Origin of the sequence: Pseudoalteromonas sp. SR44-2 (genome assembly GCF_014163745.1) — a bacterium.
Lineage (GTDB): Bacteria > Pseudomonadota > Gammaproteobacteria > Enterobacterales > Alteromonadaceae > Pseudoalteromonas > Pseudoalteromonas distincta.
Genome location: NZ_JACJDW010000014.1, coordinates 42101 through 60441, shown reverse-complemented (window position 1 = coordinate 60441; position 18341 = coordinate 42101). Strand labels below are relative to the sequence as shown.

General features: G+C 39.5%; 16 protein-coding genes and 1 riboswitch. Of the genes, 8 read left to right on the top strand and 8 right to left on the bottom strand.

The genetic code is table 11. The annotated features are described in order from the left end of the window. Positions 1 to 20: 20 nt before the first annotated feature. From H5115_RS10520 to H5115_RS10510, 3 genes are read right to left on the bottom strand one after another with little or no spacing between them, the layout of a single operon-like run. Complete coding sequence (locus tag H5115_RS10520; RefSeq protein ID WP_182755167.1) at positions 21 to 2795, bottom strand: ATPase; 2775 nt, start codon at positions 2793 to 2795, stop codon at positions 21 to 23. Beyond that, positions 2792 to 3340 (bottom strand): condensin complex protein MksE, encoded by a 549-nt coding sequence (locus H5115_RS10515; RefSeq protein WP_024605891.1) that lies wholly within the window; start codon positions 3338 to 3340, stop codon positions 2792 to 2794. The genes H5115_RS10520 and H5115_RS10515 overlap by 4 nt, the downstream gene beginning before the upstream one ends. A 3-nt stretch (positions 3341 to 3343) precedes the next feature. Continuing rightward, on the bottom strand, positions 3344 to 4615 hold the full coding sequence (locus H5115_RS10510; protein WP_182755165.1) for a hypothetical protein: 1272 nt from the start codon (positions 4613 to 4615) through the stop codon (positions 3344 to 3346). 222 nt (positions 4616 to 4837) lie between these two features. Between H5115_RS10510 and nhaD the strand changes: the two genes are divergently transcribed. Beyond that, complete coding sequence (nhaD, locus tag H5115_RS10505; protein ID WP_101217585.1) at positions 4838 to 6085, top strand: sodium:proton antiporter NhaD; 1248 nt, start codon at positions 4838 to 4840, stop codon at positions 6083 to 6085. Between the two features lie 101 nt (positions 6086 to 6186). Continuing rightward, positions 6187 to 6359, top strand: a riboswitch (Lysine riboswitch). A 75-nt stretch (positions 6360 to 6434) separates the two neighbouring features. After that, a complete protein-coding gene (lysC, locus tag H5115_RS10500; protein ID WP_182671698.1) occupies positions 6435 to 7838 on the top strand; it encodes a lysine-sensitive aspartokinase 3 in 1404 nt (467 codons plus the stop codon). A 33-nt stretch (positions 7839 to 7871) separates the two neighbouring features. Here lysC and H5115_RS10495 read toward each other — a convergent pair whose 3' ends face one another. Next, on the bottom strand, positions 7872 to 8630 hold the full coding sequence (locus H5115_RS10495) for a 4'-phosphopantetheinyl transferase superfamily protein (RefSeq protein WP_182671699.1): 759 nt from the start codon (positions 8628 to 8630) through the stop codon (positions 7872 to 7874). Positions 8631 to 8771: 141 nt separating this feature from the next. Between H5115_RS10495 and H5115_RS10490 the strand changes: the two genes are divergently transcribed. Next, entirely contained in the window at positions 8772 to 10094 is a 1323-nt protein-coding gene (locus H5115_RS10490; protein WP_182755163.1) for a sodium-dependent transporter, read from the top strand. 96 nt (positions 10095 to 10190) lie between these two features. Here the strand turns inward: H5115_RS10490 and H5115_RS10485 are convergent, their stop codons facing one another. Next, the gene (locus H5115_RS10485; RefSeq protein ID WP_182755161.1) at positions 10191 to 11171 is read right to left on the bottom strand and encodes a 2-hydroxyacid dehydrogenase; all 981 of its coding nucleotides are present in this window, start codon (positions 11169 to 11171) and stop codon (positions 10191 to 10193) included. A gap of 88 nt (positions 11172 to 11259) precedes the next feature. Further along, a complete protein-coding gene (locus tag H5115_RS10480) occupies positions 11260 to 11820 on the bottom strand; it encodes a glutathione peroxidase (RefSeq protein ID WP_182755159.1) in 561 nt (186 codons plus the stop codon). A gap of 121 nt (positions 11821 to 11941) precedes the next feature. Between H5115_RS10480 and H5115_RS10475 the strand changes: the two genes are divergently transcribed. After that, complete coding sequence (locus H5115_RS10475; protein WP_182755157.1) at positions 11942 to 12823, top strand: NAD(P)-dependent oxidoreductase; 882 nt, start codon at positions 11942 to 11944, stop codon at positions 12821 to 12823. A gap of 126 nt (positions 12824 to 12949) precedes the next feature. On the opposite strand, the gene sbcB is transcribed toward H5115_RS10475, so the two are convergent. Beyond that, entirely contained in the window at positions 12950 to 14401 is a 1452-nt protein-coding gene (gene sbcB, locus H5115_RS10470) for an exodeoxyribonuclease I (protein WP_182755155.1), read from the bottom strand. 138 nt (positions 14402 to 14539) lie between these two features. Between sbcB and H5115_RS10465 the strand changes: the two genes are divergently transcribed. Continuing rightward, complete coding sequence (locus tag H5115_RS10465; RefSeq protein WP_182755153.1) at positions 14540 to 15757, top strand: site-specific integrase; 1218 nt, start codon at positions 14540 to 14542, stop codon at positions 15755 to 15757. Positions 15758 to 15963: 206 nt separating this feature from the next. After that, positions 15964 to 16284, top strand: coding sequence for a hypothetical protein (locus H5115_RS10460; protein WP_182755151.1), 321 nt, complete (start codon positions 15964 to 15966; stop codon positions 16282 to 16284). A 190-nt stretch (positions 16285 to 16474) separates the two neighbouring features. On the opposite strand, the gene H5115_RS10455 is transcribed toward H5115_RS10460, so the two are convergent. After that, positions 16475 to 17290, bottom strand: coding sequence for an HNH endonuclease signature motif containing protein (locus H5115_RS10455; protein WP_182755149.1), 816 nt, complete (start codon positions 17288 to 17290; stop codon positions 16475 to 16477). A 183-nt stretch (positions 17291 to 17473) separates the two neighbouring features. Here H5115_RS10455 and H5115_RS10450 point away from each other — a divergent pair, with 183 nt between their 5' ends. Both H5115_RS10450 and H5115_RS10445 read left to right on the top strand, forming a co-directional pair. Continuing rightward, positions 17474 to 17929, top strand: a complete 456-nt coding sequence (locus tag H5115_RS10450) for a hypothetical protein (RefSeq protein ID WP_259396380.1) — start codon at positions 17474 to 17476, stop codon at positions 17927 to 17929. Between the two features lie 179 nt (positions 17930 to 18108). Next, complete coding sequence (locus tag H5115_RS10445) at positions 18109 to 18318, top strand: hypothetical protein (RefSeq protein ID WP_182755147.1); 210 nt, start codon at positions 18109 to 18111, stop codon at positions 18316 to 18318. The last annotated feature ends 23 nt before the right edge of the window (positions 18319 to 18341 follow it).

The following is an 18341-nucleotide window of genomic DNA, read 5'->3' as shown; positions in this document are numbered from 1 at the left end:
TATTAGTCCAATCACTTTGGCTAATGTTCAACTTCAATCCAATCTTTTTCATCTACCCAGTTTTGTGCACCGTCTTTTACCGAGCGAATAGGCACAATGTAGTCACAACTTATTTGTGGCTTAACTGAGGCAAATATAGGCACAAAACCAAAGCTTAGTGCGGTTTCTATAATCGCTTTTTGATTTTGTGGGTCAATGTCGGCCGCTTCATCTATGTAAATAGGTATACGGTATAGGTTTTGTTCCTGATCGCTTAATAAGTAACGAATAAACAACATGCCACACAATAACTTAATCGTAATACGTGTGCCGTTTGAACCCGCCGAATCTATTTTTTCAAAGTGTTCGGTTTCACCTGCGCGGTTAACCACTTCAAATCGGATATCAAATAAATCGGTAAGTGTTAAGCCCGCTTTATCTGATGCGAGTTTAATTAAGTGATCTTTCGCTTCGTTTACCGCATTTTCGCTGTACGGTTCTTGGCTCAGTAAATCAAGTGTGTCACCTTGCTCAAATTGATGCGACGTGCTGATAATGGTGTCTATACTATCAACCAGCATTTTGCGCGGTATGACGTTAATTTTAAACGCTTGCAGGTTTGAAATACGGTGCTGGCTTATGCCTTTATTAAAGCTGTTCATTTCGCGTCGAAGTCGGTCTAAATCTTCTCGCAAGCCTTTAATAGTTGCGGCCACTTCGGTAAGCGCAACGCGTGCTTGGCGCTCAACAGCATCGCGTTCGTTTTCAATATTATGAAAGGCGCTTATTAGCTTTTGGTATTTAGTGTATTCGTCATTTTCGTTGTCGAATTTAGTAATACCCGCGTTATATACATGCAAATAGGTATTACGCACGTTTATGTCAAAATTACGCAGCTCTTGGCAGTCTTTATTAAAATGATGTACTAGGTCGCTTAAGTTATCAAAGTCGACTGTTATATCAATCATGTACGGGGTTACTTTGCCGCTGTATAAATCAAGGGTATGATCAATTCGCTCGCTCTTAACTTGGCGCAGGCGCTCAGTTTGGCGATTAATTTGCTCTTGTTTCGATTTAATTAACGAGCGACGATCGGCAATTGAGCCACTATTTTTTTGAATATCTTGCAGGTAGTCGTCAACTTGTTCGCGCTCAGCTAATAACTGCTCTTTTAGCATGGCTTGCGCTTCAACCGACTGCTGCATTACATCAAACTGCTCTAAGCGTTTTAGGGCGCTCTCAGCGCTCATAAGCTCATCGTATAGCGCGTCTTTCTCTTTTTGCTTGTCGGCAACGTTTGCTGCAACATCGCGTTGTTGTTTAAATTCTTTAAGTGAATGCTCAAGTGCATTTAGCTGAGCGGTTAATTGCTCCTTGTTTTCGCCGCTTTGCATTTGCACAGACGAGAGCTTTTTGAGCTTAATGCTCGCACCTGGTAGCGTTAATACGCCGCCTTTAACGTTTTCGCTAAGTAGCGATAAAAATTCCCCAAACGCGTCTTCATCATCAATGGTTATATCGCCATTAGTGGTGGTCGCAAATGAGAGAATATCAGGGTTTAAAATCCGCGATATTTCCTCTACTTCTTTTAACGAGAGGTCTTCGCGCATACGGGTAAACAAATTAAACTCAAGGTTTTTAAGTTGTAGCTTTAAGCTCTTAATTTGTTTTTGTGTTTCGCTAATGCGGTAGTCAAGCGTGTGTAGGCTTTGCCCTTGTGCGCTGGTTATAGAGTGCGAAAGCGACTCGTAATCTTGCTTTAATTGAGTCAGGCTGGTTTTAAGCGTGGCTTTATTTACCAGTTCAAACTCGCTTTTAAGCGCATCGTAATCTAAAAACCACTGCTCAATTTGTGTTTGTCTGCGCTCTATGTCACGCGATTGCTGTACGTATAGGCTTTGTTTTTGCTCAAACTCGTGTTTTTCGTGCTCTATATCTTCAAGCGCAATGCCCAACTCATTAAGTTGCGATTCTTGATAGGTATCAAAATCAATCAGTGCTTGGTCAATTTTAGGTGCGTATGCGGCTAATTTACCTTTAAGCACGGTTTGGTTTTCAAGCATTGATTCAAGCGCGGCTATTGGCTCTTGCATTGACTCAAGGGCTTTTAATTCGCGTTTTGAGCGATTTACTTTATCAAACGAGCGACGCCATACTTCATAAAAGTCGACCTTAGAGTTCGACATATGGCGTTCAAAAACGCGTAGCATAAAGCGTTTTACGTCGCTTGCGCCTAATTTGTGTAAGTTAAGAATACGTCTAAATATTTCTTTATAAATAGAGGAGTCTTGGACATTGTTAAGCGGGATCATTTTTAGGTTAATGTCGCCGTCAAAAGGCGTTGCGCCGCCAGTAAGTAGCGCGTTTAACTCTTGTGCTTTAAGCTCAATAGGGTTGTAGTTAAGCGATTTTAAATGGTTGAACAGCTTGGTAAATTTAATAATAGTTTTACCTTGCGTGTACTGCTCTAAATCAAGCTTTCCTTGATAACAAAAGTACTGATGCGCGTAACCGGCAATTTTACCAAGGCCTGCCACGCCTATTACTACCGAGCCATGAGGCAAGTTAGCTTCTAGTAAAATGTACGACTGATCGGATGAAAAATAAAACTTACGGGTTTCATCTAAATCGTGTCCGTCCCATTCTGTTAAGCGTAAATCGTTAATAAGCGGGAACTGCAGGGCGTTAATAACCGAGCTTTTACCTGTGTTATTGGGCGCGCAAATAGAGCTGCTTTTATCAAGCGGGATCACACATTTTGCATAGCCTGCGGTGTTAAGTAGGGCGAGTTTGCTTAGTCCGTATAGATTTTTCATTCCTCGTCCTCTGTAATGTAGGTTTCTTCGTTTACTTCCATGAGTGCATCTATGTAGCGGTGAATTGGCGCTTGTAGCATAAAGCCGCCTTCTACTTCACGGGCTAAACCTAAGCGCACCATGCGCAGGTAAACGTCTTTACGCAAATCCGATCCCGAAAATATCTCAAGCTGATCAAACAAATGTTTGTTAATTTGCACCAGCGTTTGCATAAGCTCTAAATCGTTTACGTCGTCAAACAATGCGCGCATTGGATCTTTACCCGTATTGGCGTAGTGCTCAATTAAAATGTAAATGGTGAGCGCGATAGCGCGAGATATTTTGCCCATATTGGGTGTGCTTTCGTCGCTACCAAAATAATAAAAGCCACGGCTGTCGTGTTTTAAATCGTTACCTAAAGCGGTAAATAGGGCGGTGTAGTCTTCTATGTGTTGGTCAAGCTCTTGCCACATTACGTTGTCTTGCTCGCAAATGTGATAACCCGCTACTAATTTTTTATTAATGGCTTGTAGATGAGTTAGCTCGTCTAAGTTTATGTGTGTCATGGTTTATTTACCTGCCTTTGAATCTGGCTGAGGCTCTGAATTAAATGGATATAAAGAAAAGTGCTGACCGGCAATTTTTACGCGGGCTTTTTCATCGCTTTGAATTATTTTAATATCGCTGTCGCTGACCAATTTTTGATACAAAAATAGCATTTCATCGGCATCGAGATCTGGATAGCTTTCGTCTAAAAATTGCAGCAAGGGCTGCGGCTTTTTGCGTTTTTTATTAAAGCGCTTAGCAAAGCTGGTTTTGACATCGTTGTAGTCAGGAATATTAGGCGTAACAAATGCAGGCACGTCTTGCTGGTCAGGCAATTGGTATTCTTCGTGTTCAAATTCAACCAAGCTTGCCATGTAAGCCACAATATGGCGTTGCTGACCAAGCGAATATCGCTGTGCGTCGCTTACAAAATGCGGCTGCACAGCACTTAGCATATTGTCTACGCCATTTTTACGCACAAGCCCAAGTACTTTGGCTGCTTGGCGAGTAATTAAGTTATTACGGCGTAGCTCCTCGCGCAGTGGCATAAGCATATCGGCACTTTTACGTAAGCTTTCTCGGCCCATTAAATGCATTTCGAGTATACGGGTACGTAATTGCTCCAGCATACGTTTGTCGTTATACGCTTTACCTGAGCGCTCAATGTGCAGTATTTGCTTACTTATTTGCTCTTCAATGAGGGTAAAACATGCATGAAACTCACCACGAATATCAACCATTTCAAGCATTGGCTCTATGTATTCGTCAAAGGCTTCTATTACCGCTTTATAACGCTTTTGCAGCGATTGCACTGTATTATTTGATTTGGCTTGTTCAACAATGTTTAAAATAGCGTTTTCGTTGTGCGTATAGAGCTTCATTATTTTACGCACCCGATCATCCATAATGCGGCTGTAGCGTCGTAAGTCGTCAAAGTCTTCTATTTCGCCAGCGTTATCTAGGCGGTTACCTAAACGAGCAAGGTCCTCTACTAATACGCTAATTTCTTGCGCTAAACCTAAATGCTCTTCTTGCAGTAAAAAAGTAGCAAAATCAGCAATAGCACGATTTATTTCAAGCTGAGAGGATTTAGCCAGTGGAATTAAAATATCTTGGTTTAACAAACGATTTGTTTCTTTATAAATGCGTTCGTTTGACCACGTAGGCTGCTTTTGCTTAATCGCGTTTTGTACGTCTTTTAGGCTAAAGTCAGCCATTTTAAAACGTTTAAATAATAGCTCTAATACACCCCAATGTTCGGTTATGGTGTTTAGCAGCTTTTTAGCTGGGATCATAAGGGGTTACAACATCCTAGTATTTTATTATTGAGTTATTTTAGAAGACTCATTATTACGTATTTTTAATTAACCTTGTCTGTATATAGTATTCGTTTTTAAGACCATTTAATAATAGTTTTTGCATAGAGGCAGTGCTAAAATTCGCGCCGAAAATAGGCACATGAAATGGAATGTTATTTGTGTGTTCTTTAAAACTATATCAAAGGTTGTTTAACTACCATGGTTTCCTCGATTATTCTAACCCTGATAGCGATTGCATTTTTACTGATCGTTATAGAAGATATAATCCATGTCAATAAAGCTAAAACCACGCTGTTTTTTGGTACGCTTTGCTGGATTCTTCTTTTTATATACCCCCTACACGGGCAAAGCCCCGATACGATTCAACATCTTTTAAATGAAAATATTTTAGAAATTGCCTCATTATGGCTATTTTTAATGGCTGCAATGACCTTTGTCGCGTATTTAAATTCAAAGGGGTTTATAGAAAATATTGTGCACCGTGTTATGCCAAAAAGTATTAGCGAAAAAAAGCTCATGTTTTTGGTGGGTGGTTTTGCGTTTTTGTTTTCGTCGATTTCAGATAACGTAACAGCGACGCTTATATCGCTTGCGGTTGTTATGTCGTTAAAGCTTGAACCTAAAAAGCTCGTTAAATACGCCACGCTTATTGTGTTTGGAGTGAACTCAGGTGGGGTATCGCTAATAACAGGTGACGTAACCACACTAATGATATTTTTAGATGGCAAAGTAACCATTGCTCATTTATTACTACTTATAGCGCCAGCACTTGCAAGCGTTATGCTGCTTGCTGCGTTACTGTCTATAGGTATGAAAGGGCGTGTTGAGTTTGCTAGTGCAGGTAAAACCCGCATTGAAAAAACCGACATAACCATTGCTGTTATATTTTTATCTACCGTAGTGAGCACACTTACGTTGAGTGTAATTTACAGCGTACCGCCTTTATTAACCTTTTTGTTTGGCTTATCAGTGATGTTTTTAGTGGCGCAATTTTTAATGCGCAAAAAAGACATAAACAAAGACATAATCGATTTTGTTCGCGATATAGAATACGACACATTATTGTTTTTTGTAGGTGTACTTTTACTTGTTGGCGCACTTAAAGAAATTGGTATGTTGAGTAAATTTACCGACCTATACACGGTAATGGCACCAGAATACGCAAACTACTTAATGGGCATATTATCAGCAGGGGTCGATAACGTACCGCTTACCGCTGCATTATTAAAAGCCAATATAGTAATGAGCCAACAACACTGGTTGTCGTTTACGTATGCAACGGGGGTGGGCGGTTCAATGCTTATTATTGGTTCGGCTGCGGGCATTATTGCCATGAGCAAAGTTAAAGCGCTTACCTTTATGAGCTACTTGCGTTTATCGCTGCATTTATTAATTTGTTACACGGTTGGATATGCGGGCTCGTATTACATGGGCAGTTTTATTTAACTCATAAATTATTAAATGCTTGACAGCTAGACGTCTAAACGATAACTTTCAAAGCCCCGCTACTTAGTGGGGTTTTGTTTTATTAGCCACTGGTTAATAAAGCATTCAGAAGAGGTGCGATACTTAGGTACTTAATGTTAGGCGACGAAAGCCGATGATCATTAAGGAGGGAAGTACTCGCCGAGGAAAATAATGGTACGTCGTCATTGTTTTTCGGTTTATGGGGCTGAATCCTCAAAACTGTCACCAATATAGGTGGAGAGCTTCTGGCAGTGGACTTATCTTCAAGCATTCCTTTGCCAAGTTCTTCTTGTTTTATTGCGGTTTGGATACCGCGAAAGGAGACTAAATGACTACCGTATCAGCGCCACAAACAGTGCCTCAAACAGAGTTAAGCGCAAAATCAGATTACATCGTTGCCAAATTTGGCGGAACCAGTGTTGCAAATTTTGAAGCGATGAGTCGCTGTAGCGAAATTATTGTTGCAGATAAAAGCGTACGTATTGTTGCCGTGAGCGCCAGTGCCGGCGTAACTAATCACTTAGTTGCACTGTGTAAATCAAGCATTACTCCTAGTGAGCGCCAAGAACACATAAACGGCGTTCTTGCTATTCAACAAACTATTTTAGATGAATTATCGCTAGATGCCGATTTAGCGGTTGGCTTTAACGAAACCCTAAAAGCATTTCAAACATTGGCTCAAGAGCCACTAACAACCGATCAGCAACACGACGAGCTACTTAGCTTTGGTGAGCGTTTATCGTCGTATTTGTTTGCTCAGGTACTGCGTTTACAAGGTTTAAATGCCGATCGCTTTGATGTGCGCAAGGTGCTTAAAACCGACAGTCAATTTGGCAAAGCAACGCCCAATGTTGCAGCCACAGCGCAAGCCGCTAAAGAACATTTAATTCCGCTGTTAGACGCTCAAGTAATTGTAACTCAGGGATTTATTGGTAGTGACGAATACGGTCAAACCACAACGCTAGGGCGTGGTGGTTCTGACTACAGCGCTGCATTACTAGCTGAAGCAATTAACGCTAAAAGTGTGCATATTTGGACCGATGTAGTGGGTATTTTTAGCACCGACCCGCGTTTGTGCGCAAAAGCGACGCCTATTGCACGCTTAAGTTTTGACGAAGCCGCTGAAATGGCAACCTTTGGCGCAAAAGTATTACACCCAGCAACTATTTTACCAGCAAGCCGTAGCCACATTAACGTGTTTGTAGGTTCTAGCCGCGAGCCAGAGCGTGGCGGTACGTGGATTGAGCGCGAAAAATCGCAGCAACCAGGTATACGCGCAGTAACGCAACGTAAAAACCAAATATTGCTTACGCTTAAAAGCCCAGAAATGCTACTAGCAAGCGGCTTTTTAGCACGCGTATTTACACTATTAAGTGAATACAATATATCGGTAGATTTGGTAACCACATCAGAAATCAGTGTAGCTATAACGCTTGATAACGCGCAAAACGCCTCGCGCCCAGAGCTTGATCAAGAATGCCTAGATAAGCTTGCAGAGTTTTGTCATGTTTCGGTAGAAAACAACCTAACATTGGTGGCACTTATTGGCTCTGAGATTCAATTACGCCAACACGAAATGAACTTAATGAGTGTACTAAAAGACTTTAACATTCGATTAATTTGTCACGGTGCTAGTAAGCACAACCTGTGCTTTTTAGTAGAGCAAACTGAGTCAGATAACGTAGTACAGTCTATTCATAGCCGTTTATTAGAAAATGATTTTGCTGCGTAAGTAATCGTTATTCAGGGAAATTAACTAGTAAAATCAGTTAATAAAGTCATTTAATAAAAAGCATCGCCAGTCGGTGCTTTTTTTATGCACCACACTCACATCAAAACAAGCATTACTGTCACTGCTATCAACTACAGTAACGCGATTACTGCAAGCACTCAGCTTTGCACTATTTAATTCGTCAAACACATTAGGGCTAAGTAATTTTGCAATAGGGCGGCTGGTGGCTTTAGCAAGTGACTCTTTTAATGTCCAAATTCTAAAAAATGTATCTGCTTGGACTTGGGTATTAGTAGGCTCAGTGATAAGTGTAATTTCATCATTATGATAAAAATGCTTAGCGAGCTTTTCAAACGGGCGCTTTAGGCTTACTTTTTCAATATCAAAACCAAACTCACTTCTATCAAAATTTAGCGCGACCCCAACTAAACCATGCGAGTGTGAAATACAGGTATTTATAACACCACCACTTACATGTACTTGCAGCTTTGAGCTTGCTTCGTCAAATTCGGTACTCATTTTATTAAGGGCTACGTGAGCATGTTGCGGCTGCGTTACTTTAATAAGGTGTTTTAACAATAACCGCGTCGCTAAATACTCTTGCTTAGCTTGTGGGCTTTTACGGCGGTTTATAATGTTTAACTCAAACGGGCTTAAGCAATCGGGCAAATTAAAGTCACTAAGCTCAAGTGTTTTAGCATTAAATAATAAAATGCTGTTACTCGCTAAAGACAAATTTGCCAATTGAGTTGAAGTAATACTCAAGGCGTTTTTAAAATAGTGTTCAGTCATAAAAGCCCTAAAGCAAAAGAAGTCGCTGATATTGTGAGCGGTTAGCGCCACTAACAAAGGCTGGGTACAATTTTATTACTCAGCTGGCATGAAATATGGTTTAATTCACAATAATCAAAATAATAACAGATTTGTAGATGTATGGCACAAGTGCGTGATGGGTTTCAAAGCCGACTTGGTTTTGTTTTAGCCGCTGCTGGCGCAGCAGTGGGTTTGGGTAATATTTGGGGTTTTCCTACGCAAGCGGCCAACCATGGCGGCGGTGCTTTTTTACTGGTTTATTTTATTGTTATATTTTTACTTGCGCTTCCTGCGCTGTATACCGAACTTTATTTAGGTCACAAAGCACAAGCTAACCCGGTAAAAGCATTGGGCGACGCATGGCAAAACACTAGCCGTAAAGTAGGTGCAGCAGCCGGTTACATAGGCCTTGCAGGCGCAGTTGTTATGCTAAGTTTTTATTCAATAGTGGCAGGGTGGATGCTCTCGTACGCTATTGAACCCATAACAACTTTTTTAGGTTTCACAGGCGCAAGCGAATTTTTACATAGCGACTCAGTGCTGCGTAATTTTGTATTTACGCCGCTTATGCTTATTTTAACTGCCAGTATTATTTTAAAAGGGGTTAAATCGGGAATCGAAACCTGGTCGCGCCGTTTAATGCCACTGCTACTCGTATTGCTTGTTGGTTTAATTGCCTACATTGCAACACTAGAAGGCGCAAGCGAAGGTTTTGCCGCGTATTTAATTCCTGATTTTAGCCAAATACTCGACCCTAATTTAATTATTGCCGCAATGGGTCAAGCATTCTTTTCGCTCTCACTAGGTGTGGGCTGTATGATGATTTATGGCTCGTATTTACAGCCAGATGCTAATTTACCAAAGCTCACAGCAGGTGTTGCACTACTTGATACTGGCGTTGCTTTTTTAGCTGGGTTACTCATTATTCCTGCTATTTATGTGGCGCAGCACAACGGTGTTGAAGTATTTAGTGGCGGTAAATTGATTGGCGAAGGGCAGCTAATTTTTGCTATTTTACCTGAGCTATTTAGCACCATGGGCGAAATTGGCTTATTAGTTGGTTTATTGTTTTTTGTATTAATGTCTATCGCATCGGTTACGTCAACTATATCGACTACTGAAATTCCGGTAGCGTTTTTAGTCGAAAACCATAACGTTAGTCGCACCAAAGCAACATGGGCAGTGAGCGCCGTTGTACTTGTGTGTGCAAGCGCAATTATACTAAATTTTGATTGGTTATTTGGCTTAGTTATTATGCTATTTACTCAATACCAATTACCGCTTATGGGTTTATTTTACTTTATTACAGTAGGGTGGATGTGGCAGCGTGGTAATAAATTACACCAAGCAACAACAGGCGTACATTACTGGTTTGCTCAGTATATTCGTTTTGTTTGCCCATTATTAATGACCTTAGTATTTGCAAACGTTGCCTTTGGATAATTTTATCTAAACCCTAAAAATAGATTAATAAAGCGAAGTGAGTTTAAAACGCACTTCGCTTTTTTTATACCTGTAATTTAGGTATAGCTTATGTCTTTATAAAACCTCATTAGTTAAAGGTTTACCTTCACTTACTTCAAGCGCGTTAAGTAGCGTTGTGTTTGCTATTTCGGTGAGTGCTTCTTGGGTAAAAAAGCCCTGATGCCCCGTTACTAATACATTTTTAAAGCTCACTAAGCGCGAAAATATATCGTCTTGGTTTATTTCGTCACTGTGGTTTTTAAAAAATAGCTCCGACTCTTGCTCGTAAACGTCGAGCCCTAAGTAGCCTAATTTTTTAGTTTTAAGTGCATTAATGCACGCTTTGCTGTTAAGCAGTGCCCCGCGAGAGGTGTTAATAAGCATAACGCCGGTTTTCATTTTACTAAATGCCTCATCATCTATTAAATGATGAGTTTGTTCCGTTAATGGGCAATGCAAAGAAATCACATCGCTTTTGCTAAGTAAGGTGTCTATATCGGTAATTGTATAATTGCCAGGTTGTGCGTATGGGTCGCACACTAATACTTTAGCGCCAAAGCCATTTAAAATGTTACACAGCGCAAGGCCAATTTTACCGCAACCTACAATACCCACGGTTTTATTGTGCAAGTTAAAGCCTAGTAGCCCGTTTAAATCAAAGTTGTCTTCGCGTACGCGGTTATACGCTTTATGGGTTTTACGGCTAAGCGTTAGCATAAGTGCAATACAATGCTCGGCTACGGCCTCAGGGCTGTAAGCCGGTACGCGTAATACTTTAATTTTATGTGCTTTTGCTGCAGGTAAATCAACATTATTAAATCCTGCACAACGCAGTAAAATAGTATTTATGCTTTGGCTTGCCAGTTGTTCAATAACAGTGGCGTTTACGGTGTCGTTAACAAATACGCATATGGCATCAAACCCGTTTGTTAAAATAGCCGTTTGTTCGCTCAAGGATTGCTCAAAATACGTTATTTTAATATCACGGTGATCGTGTGTACTTTGTTCAAAAAAAGGCAGTTCGTACTTTTGAGTACTAAAAAAAGCAATATTCATGGTAATAGCCTCAACGCTTAATAAGTATCAATACAATAAACTACTTTATAAACCTGTGCTTTAGTAACACGCATTTTATTGATTTAAATTAAGCCTTAGCTGGCGTAAACAAAGGTATTTTTGATGCTACCTTTTTACCACCTCTTGCTGCGCTTAACTTTGCGGCTTGCAGTAGGTTGCTTTCTATTACTTGTTTAAGTGTTTCGGGCTTAGTACGTGGTGCATAGCGTGCAACAAGTTGCCCTTGTGAGTTAATTAAAAACTTAGTGAAATTCCACTTAATTGCACGGTTTTGCGAAATACCCCGCGTATGCGACTTTAAATAATTAAACAACGGATGTGTTTCTGGCCCGTTTACCATTACCTTACCAAATACCTCAAACGAGATATTAAATTGATCTTGGTAAAAGTCTTTTATGGCTAAATTATCAAGCGGCTCATTTTGGCCAAACTGGTTACACGGAAATGCCAATATTGTAAATCCGCTACTTTTATATTCTTGATATAGTTTTTCAAGCGCACTTAATTGCACCGAAAAATTACACTTACTCGCTGTATTAACAATAAGGACGGTTTTGCCCTGTAACTGGCTAAGAGGAAAATTTTCGCTGTTATAAAGTGGTGCATTAAATTGATAAATACTGTCCATAGGTTACCTACTTACCTTTCCCGTTAAGGAAATTTTATAAAGACTTTCATTCGCTTTTTTATCGACCGGTTGACATAATCGAGGTCTAGTTTCTAAGTTATCAGTTAAATAGGTCATTTTTATGTCAATGAAAGTCGCATTTATAGGTTTAGGCGTAATGGGTTACCCAATGGCGGGGCATTTAGCAAAAGCAGGGCACAGCGTATGCGTTTATAACCGCACTCAAGCTAAAGCTCAAACGTGGACTGCAGAACATTCAGGAAGCTTTGCATCAACCCCGCGCGAAGCTGCCAGCAATGCCGACATTGTATTTATGTGTGTTGGTAATGATGACGATTTACGCTCAGTAGTGTATGGCGACGACGGGGTGTTAGCGGGCATGTTACCGCACACCGTTTTGGTTGATCACACAACAACCTCAGCTGAAGTAGCACGTGAAGTGGCTGCAAAAGCGGCTCTGCAAAATATCGACTTTATAGATGCGCCTGTATCGGGCGGACAAGCTGGCGCCGAAAACGGCGTATTAACGGTTATGGCGGGTGGCAGCGAAGCCGTATTTGCTAAAGTGCAGCCAGTAATGGCGGCGTTTAGTCGTTTTAGCCAACTGTTAGGCGGCGTTGGCTCGGGACAACTTTGTAAAATGGTTAATCAAATTTGTATTGCTGGCGCAGTGCAAGGTTTAGCCGAAGGCTTACATTTTGCCAAGCAAGCTGGGCTTGATGGTGAAAAAGTAATAGAAACAATATCTAAAGGCGCAGCCGGTTCGTGGCAAATGGAAAACCGCTACAAAACAATGTGGGCGGGTGAATATGAGTTTGGTTTTGCCGTAGATTGGATGCGTAAAGATTTAGGTATTGCACTCGATGAAGCTAAAAACAACGGCGCTACTTTACCAATGACCGCAACGGTCGATCAATACTACGCCGACGTACAAGCACTTGGCGGCGGCAGATACGACACCTCAAGCTTACTAGCACGCATTGAAGCACTGCATAAAAAGTAACGCTGTAGACGCGAAGCTTGCTTGCGTGATGGGCAAAGCCCATAAAAATTCAAACAAAAAACGCGACGCTTAAATTACTATAGCGTCGCGCTTTTATATGCGTTGTATAAGTACGTCTAAACCAAATTACATGCTTTGTGCGTAGTTATACAACGCCTTTAAAATTGTAAGATTTTTTTCGCTTTCGTCATGTTCATGCGCTAGGTTTTCAAGGGTAATCATAAAGTCTTGTGCATTAATCGACGGTTGATCTTCTCCGTGCATTAACTTGTTTTGGCAATACTGGCGCCATTGGTCAAGCTCTTGCTGGTTTAGCGTTTCAGGCCAGTTACGGGCGCGGTATCTAAACAACAATGTATTAAACTTTTTATCTTCAAAGTCTAACTTCAATCCAGCCAATTCATCTGGTTTTGCATCACGAATAATCGCAAACTTAGCTTTATCAGCATGGCTTGTAAACCCATCGTAAAGTAAGTAGTCAACGTTAGTGGTTGCGCTGTAATCGCCTTGCTCGTTAAACACTTCGGTTACTTTATCACGAAGGTCGGTATTGGCTTTTAAAATAGCTAAGTTAGCTAAGCATTGCTCACGGTCAATCCCAAGGCGCGCGGCGTTTTCAGGCAATAATGTTTTAGCTGGGGCTAAAATAGGGCACTTGTTTAAATGCACTAGTTTTAAGCCAACAGGTAAATCGTCCTCGGCTAAATCTACACGTTTTGTGTATAAACGTTTGCGTAACTCTTCTACGTTTAAATCAATGAGTACTTGCGGGTTTTGAGTTAAATCAAAACAAATAACCGCGTTTTTATTTACCGGATGAAAGCTCATTGGTGCAACCCAGCTTGTACAGCCTTGTGTTGCAGGTATGCGCGACGTGGTATGCACCAGCGGCGTCATGTTAAATACATCAACCAATTCAGCAAGGGCTTTTTTGCCACGCAGCCCAAAAAAGAAGTTATACAGCTTTGGTTGTTTTTCTTTTATTAGTTTAGCTAGTGCAATAGTGGCGGTTACATCGCTTAGTGCATCGTGCGCTGCAGCGTGTTCAATACCATTGGCTACGGTTAAATGCTCTAGCTTAAAGCTTGGGCTGCCGTCTTCTTTTAACGGCCATTCAATGCCTTCAGGGCGCAGCGCATAACAAGCACGTACTAAATCTATAATATCCCATCGGCTGTTATTGTTTTTATATTCACGCTCGTATGGGTCGTAAAAGTTACGGTAAAAGCTATAGCGACTTACTTCGTCATCAAACCGAATACTGTTATAACCGGCAACACAGGTGTTTGGCACGCTAAATTCGGCATGAATTTTTGCTATAAACTCAGCTTCAACCAAGCCTTTTTTCATTGCCACTTGTGGCGTAATACCTGTAATTAAGCACGCCTCAGGATGAGGCAAGTAATCCGCTTGCGGCTTACAATATTCAATAAGCGGCTCGCCAATAATATTTAAATCAAGATCGGTACGAATACCCGCAAATTGGCTCGGCTTATCCTTTTGCGGGCTTGCCCCCCAAGTCTCGTAGTCGTGCCAGTAGATTGTTGCTTGATTCTCTTGATAGCTTTCATTATTCATTCTATGTCTTAGCCCTTTATATTTACGGGTTATTAGCGCTACTCAGTTTCTTTTTGTATTTTCGAGTTTCTTGTAATTGGCGCATGGTGTGTATAGTATTGTGTATAAATTTTTTGCTAACTGTGTATAAAAAATTAAATGGCGATCAGTGACACCAAATTAAGAAAGCTGCTAGGTAAAAATCAAACACCGTGCGTATTATCGCATAGAGATAGTTTAAGTGTAAGGGTATCAGCTAAGGGGACTATAACTTGGCAATACCGTTGTCGTGTTGATGCTAAGCAGGTAATTATTACGCTAGGGCGTTATCCTGGGCTAAGCATTAAAGAAGCACAAGACTACATACCGCTTTTTCAAAATTGGTTAAGCCAGGGTAAAGACCCACGGCTAGAACTCAAGCTTATGCGTAACAATGCCAAGGGCTTGCCTACAATGGCAGAAGTTGCTGCAACGTGGCTAGATAAAAAAGTACCCGACCTAAAAGAAAAAACACAAATTTTATACACAAACCAAGTTAGTAAATGGATTGCGCCAATCCTAAATGATAAAAACATGCCACTTGATTTAATGACCATTAAGGATTGGATAACATATTTTGATGAAGTAAAAGCACAAGGCAGTGCTAAAACAGCCGGTACTATACTAGTACGTATTAAGTCGATTATTGGTTGGGCTGAAAAGCGAGGGGAAGTAAAACCATTTAACCCTGTGCTTACATTAAATGTAAATGATATCGGTGAACAAGCATCAGTTGGCCAGCGAGTTATGCGCTTTGATGAAATTGCAAAGCTTTGGATACAAATAGAAAGCTCAAAAGCAACTCCCGCGACTAAAGCATGCTTACAGTTAATTTATATAACAGGTGCAAGGCAATCAGAAGTTCGTTTAGCTAAGTGGGAGCATTTTGACTTTGACAACAATATTTGGACTGTACCGCCCGAAAACTCAAAAACAAATAAAGCAATCCGCAGGCCAATTTCAGCCAAGATGAAAAGCATATTAGACACACTAGCAATGGTTTATGGGCGAAAAGGTTACTTAATACCAGGCGGTAATCCACACAAACCAATGACCACCCACAGTATTAATCGCTATTGCTGTCGAATGTGGGATCACTTGTTTGAAAAATACAAAATGCCTAAATTTCTACCACATGATGCGCGCCGTTCAATATCAACACTATTAAGCGAAAATGGCGTAGCACCACACGTAACCGAGAAAATGCTAGGCCATACAATGCGCGGAGTTATGGCCGTATATAATAAACACGATTGGATAAAAGAGCAGTCAGAGGGATATGAGCTTTATTGTTCACTTGTAAATACGGCAATAAAAAATGAGCTGTTAAATAGTTAATTTGAAAGTGAAAGAACAATTAACTATTCGTTCGACCAAGTGGCTACTGAAATCAAACTGAAACATTTTAATATGGAAATAGTATGTTACCTCTATTGTAAATAGATATAGTTGTATGAAGTGAATTTTTATTTATCATTATTGACTTGAATTTTGAAATACAGCTACCATAAATACTAGTTCAAATTAATAAATATAACATAGGAATGTCCATGGCTTGGTCAATAGAATGGGATGGCAAATCAGTAGAGTACGTTTACAGAGACGAGTCTTTCGAAATCAACGAGATTACTCTTAAAGAACGTGATATCAGAGATGAGCCTAGTAGTGGTTATCAAGAGCCTAATGATACTGTTATGCATGATATCTATAAAGCGAATACTGAACATGGGGATTTTGAGTGGTCCGTAACAGCTAGAACATCTGGCTATGAAACACATGCTGAAATAGACGATGTTGAATATATCAAAATACCTAACGGGTGTGAATCAGAGGCCCCTAGCTTCGAAATATCAACTGAAGACTAACACATTTTAGAAAGTTGAATCTGATTTCCTTGTTTCAACAAACACACCCGGATCAATATGAACACATGGGATTCGGGTATGTTTGAAATGGAGAATTTATTGATAGTTTTATGTTAATTATTAAGAATATAGAAACCAAAAAATTATAAATCAACCTTAGTATATAAATTTAAAAATACCCTGGCAGTTTTTAATTACCTTTACATAACTGCTGTAATTTTTGTATATCTTTTTTCTCATTTTGGATATGCATTTTTCTATGGCAGTTGGGGCAAAGAGCTACTGTATTCGCGATGGTGTCTTCACCACCTTTAGCGAGCCAAATAATATGATGAGTTTCTAGATACGGTTCATCCGATTTGTTTTTAAAAGGTGCCGGTTGATTGCATAGCTGACAAAACCCTTTCGCCAATCTTTTTGCATGCTCAGCAACCCAAGGGTTGCGTTCGTGTTGCTGGATAATCACATTTCTACTACCTACATTCTTTCTGACGTTTCTTGCTCTACGCTCAATCTCTTCGTCACTCAGTCTTTTAGCTTTTTTAGTCTTTGCTTCAAAAACTTTACTTAAATAAATTTTATTAATTGGGGGCGATTCATTACCTTTAAGCTTGAGTGGGAATACACAAACATTTCTAGATAGACCATTTTGATCTGGTTGTTTTTCAAAGTAAGGCTTTGAAGCTAATTGAACAATACCAATATAAATATATTCTTTATCAACAAAAACTTCAAAAAGGTGAACAGTGATACTGGTATCATTAGATTCAGAAAGTGTTTTGTTTTGAGCGAAATTTAAACTTTGATCACCAGTGGTACCCATTCCAGTATAATGGCAAATATCACCTTCCCAACGATCATCGTATATAGATTTAATATGGTTTGAGACAATAACTAACGTATTAGATTGATGAGAACGCCTCATCCCCCCTTGCGGAGAACAAGCAAATAGCTCACACAATTCTTTATTATTTAAAACTGAGCCCGGCTGAATTTCTAGTGTCATTAATTATCCAGTACATTATAAATTTATAATAATAAGTTAAATATAACTCTTTTCTGACCTTACCAGTAGGCTTTCATGTAAGCAATAAACCAATGAAATTATAAGTTTAGAAATACCACCTTTATGATAAGTATAGCTATAATAGAATTACTTTATGATTTTATTTATTCTTGAAGAGGGACTATGAAGATAATTATTTTTTTAATAGTTCTTGTGATATCTGTTGTTTCAACCATTTATACAAAGCAGCAAGAAATGATTCATGTCGATGTGTCAAAGGTAGACTATATATCGGGTTTAGATGAATCAGTAGTAATTTCATTTGGTAAAAACGACAACGACTTTCATGCATTTGCTATAAAAAAGAAAGATATAAAGCAGGGTGTTGAGCTTATATCAAAATCAAAGAATAATGCTAACTTTTCTATATTTGGTGATGTTGAAGGTGAAGCGCTTGTACGTTCAGTTCAGGCAGAAACATTCGCAAAGGTTAAGGTTCTGAGTGTTAATAAGCAAAACCAAAGAGCCGTGTTTGAGGTTGAAGCTACTTTATTAAACACAAATACGAATGAGCTTAACAAATTAGATAAGACAAAAGTGATTGTAAAAGATAAGCCATTTTTAAAGTTAATTAATTGAGTTACCTCAAGTAATTGGCTGTTTTAACATACACTAAAATTACGTAATAAGAACAGTAAAGACAATATAAGAATCATGTAGACACCAAATTTATTGACATATTCGTCAATAAACTATTATTATCTACTATAACTTTTAGCAGTTTAATACCATTTACTACCATAGATAGAGGGCTTATCATGAATATATTTAGCATTTTTAAGTCGTCCAATAAGACTAAAACTGAAAAAGCAGTAGATAAAGTTATCTCTGAACTAAAAAAAAATGAACTTGAAGTTGATATGATTGGAACTGATGTTTTTAGGGTCAATATGAAATCTTTAAGAAAAAGTGATGTAGTTAAAGCTCAACTCACAGCTGCTATAAAATCATCCCAAGTAGTATCTTAACAAGAGAAAAAAGCATCAAAAGG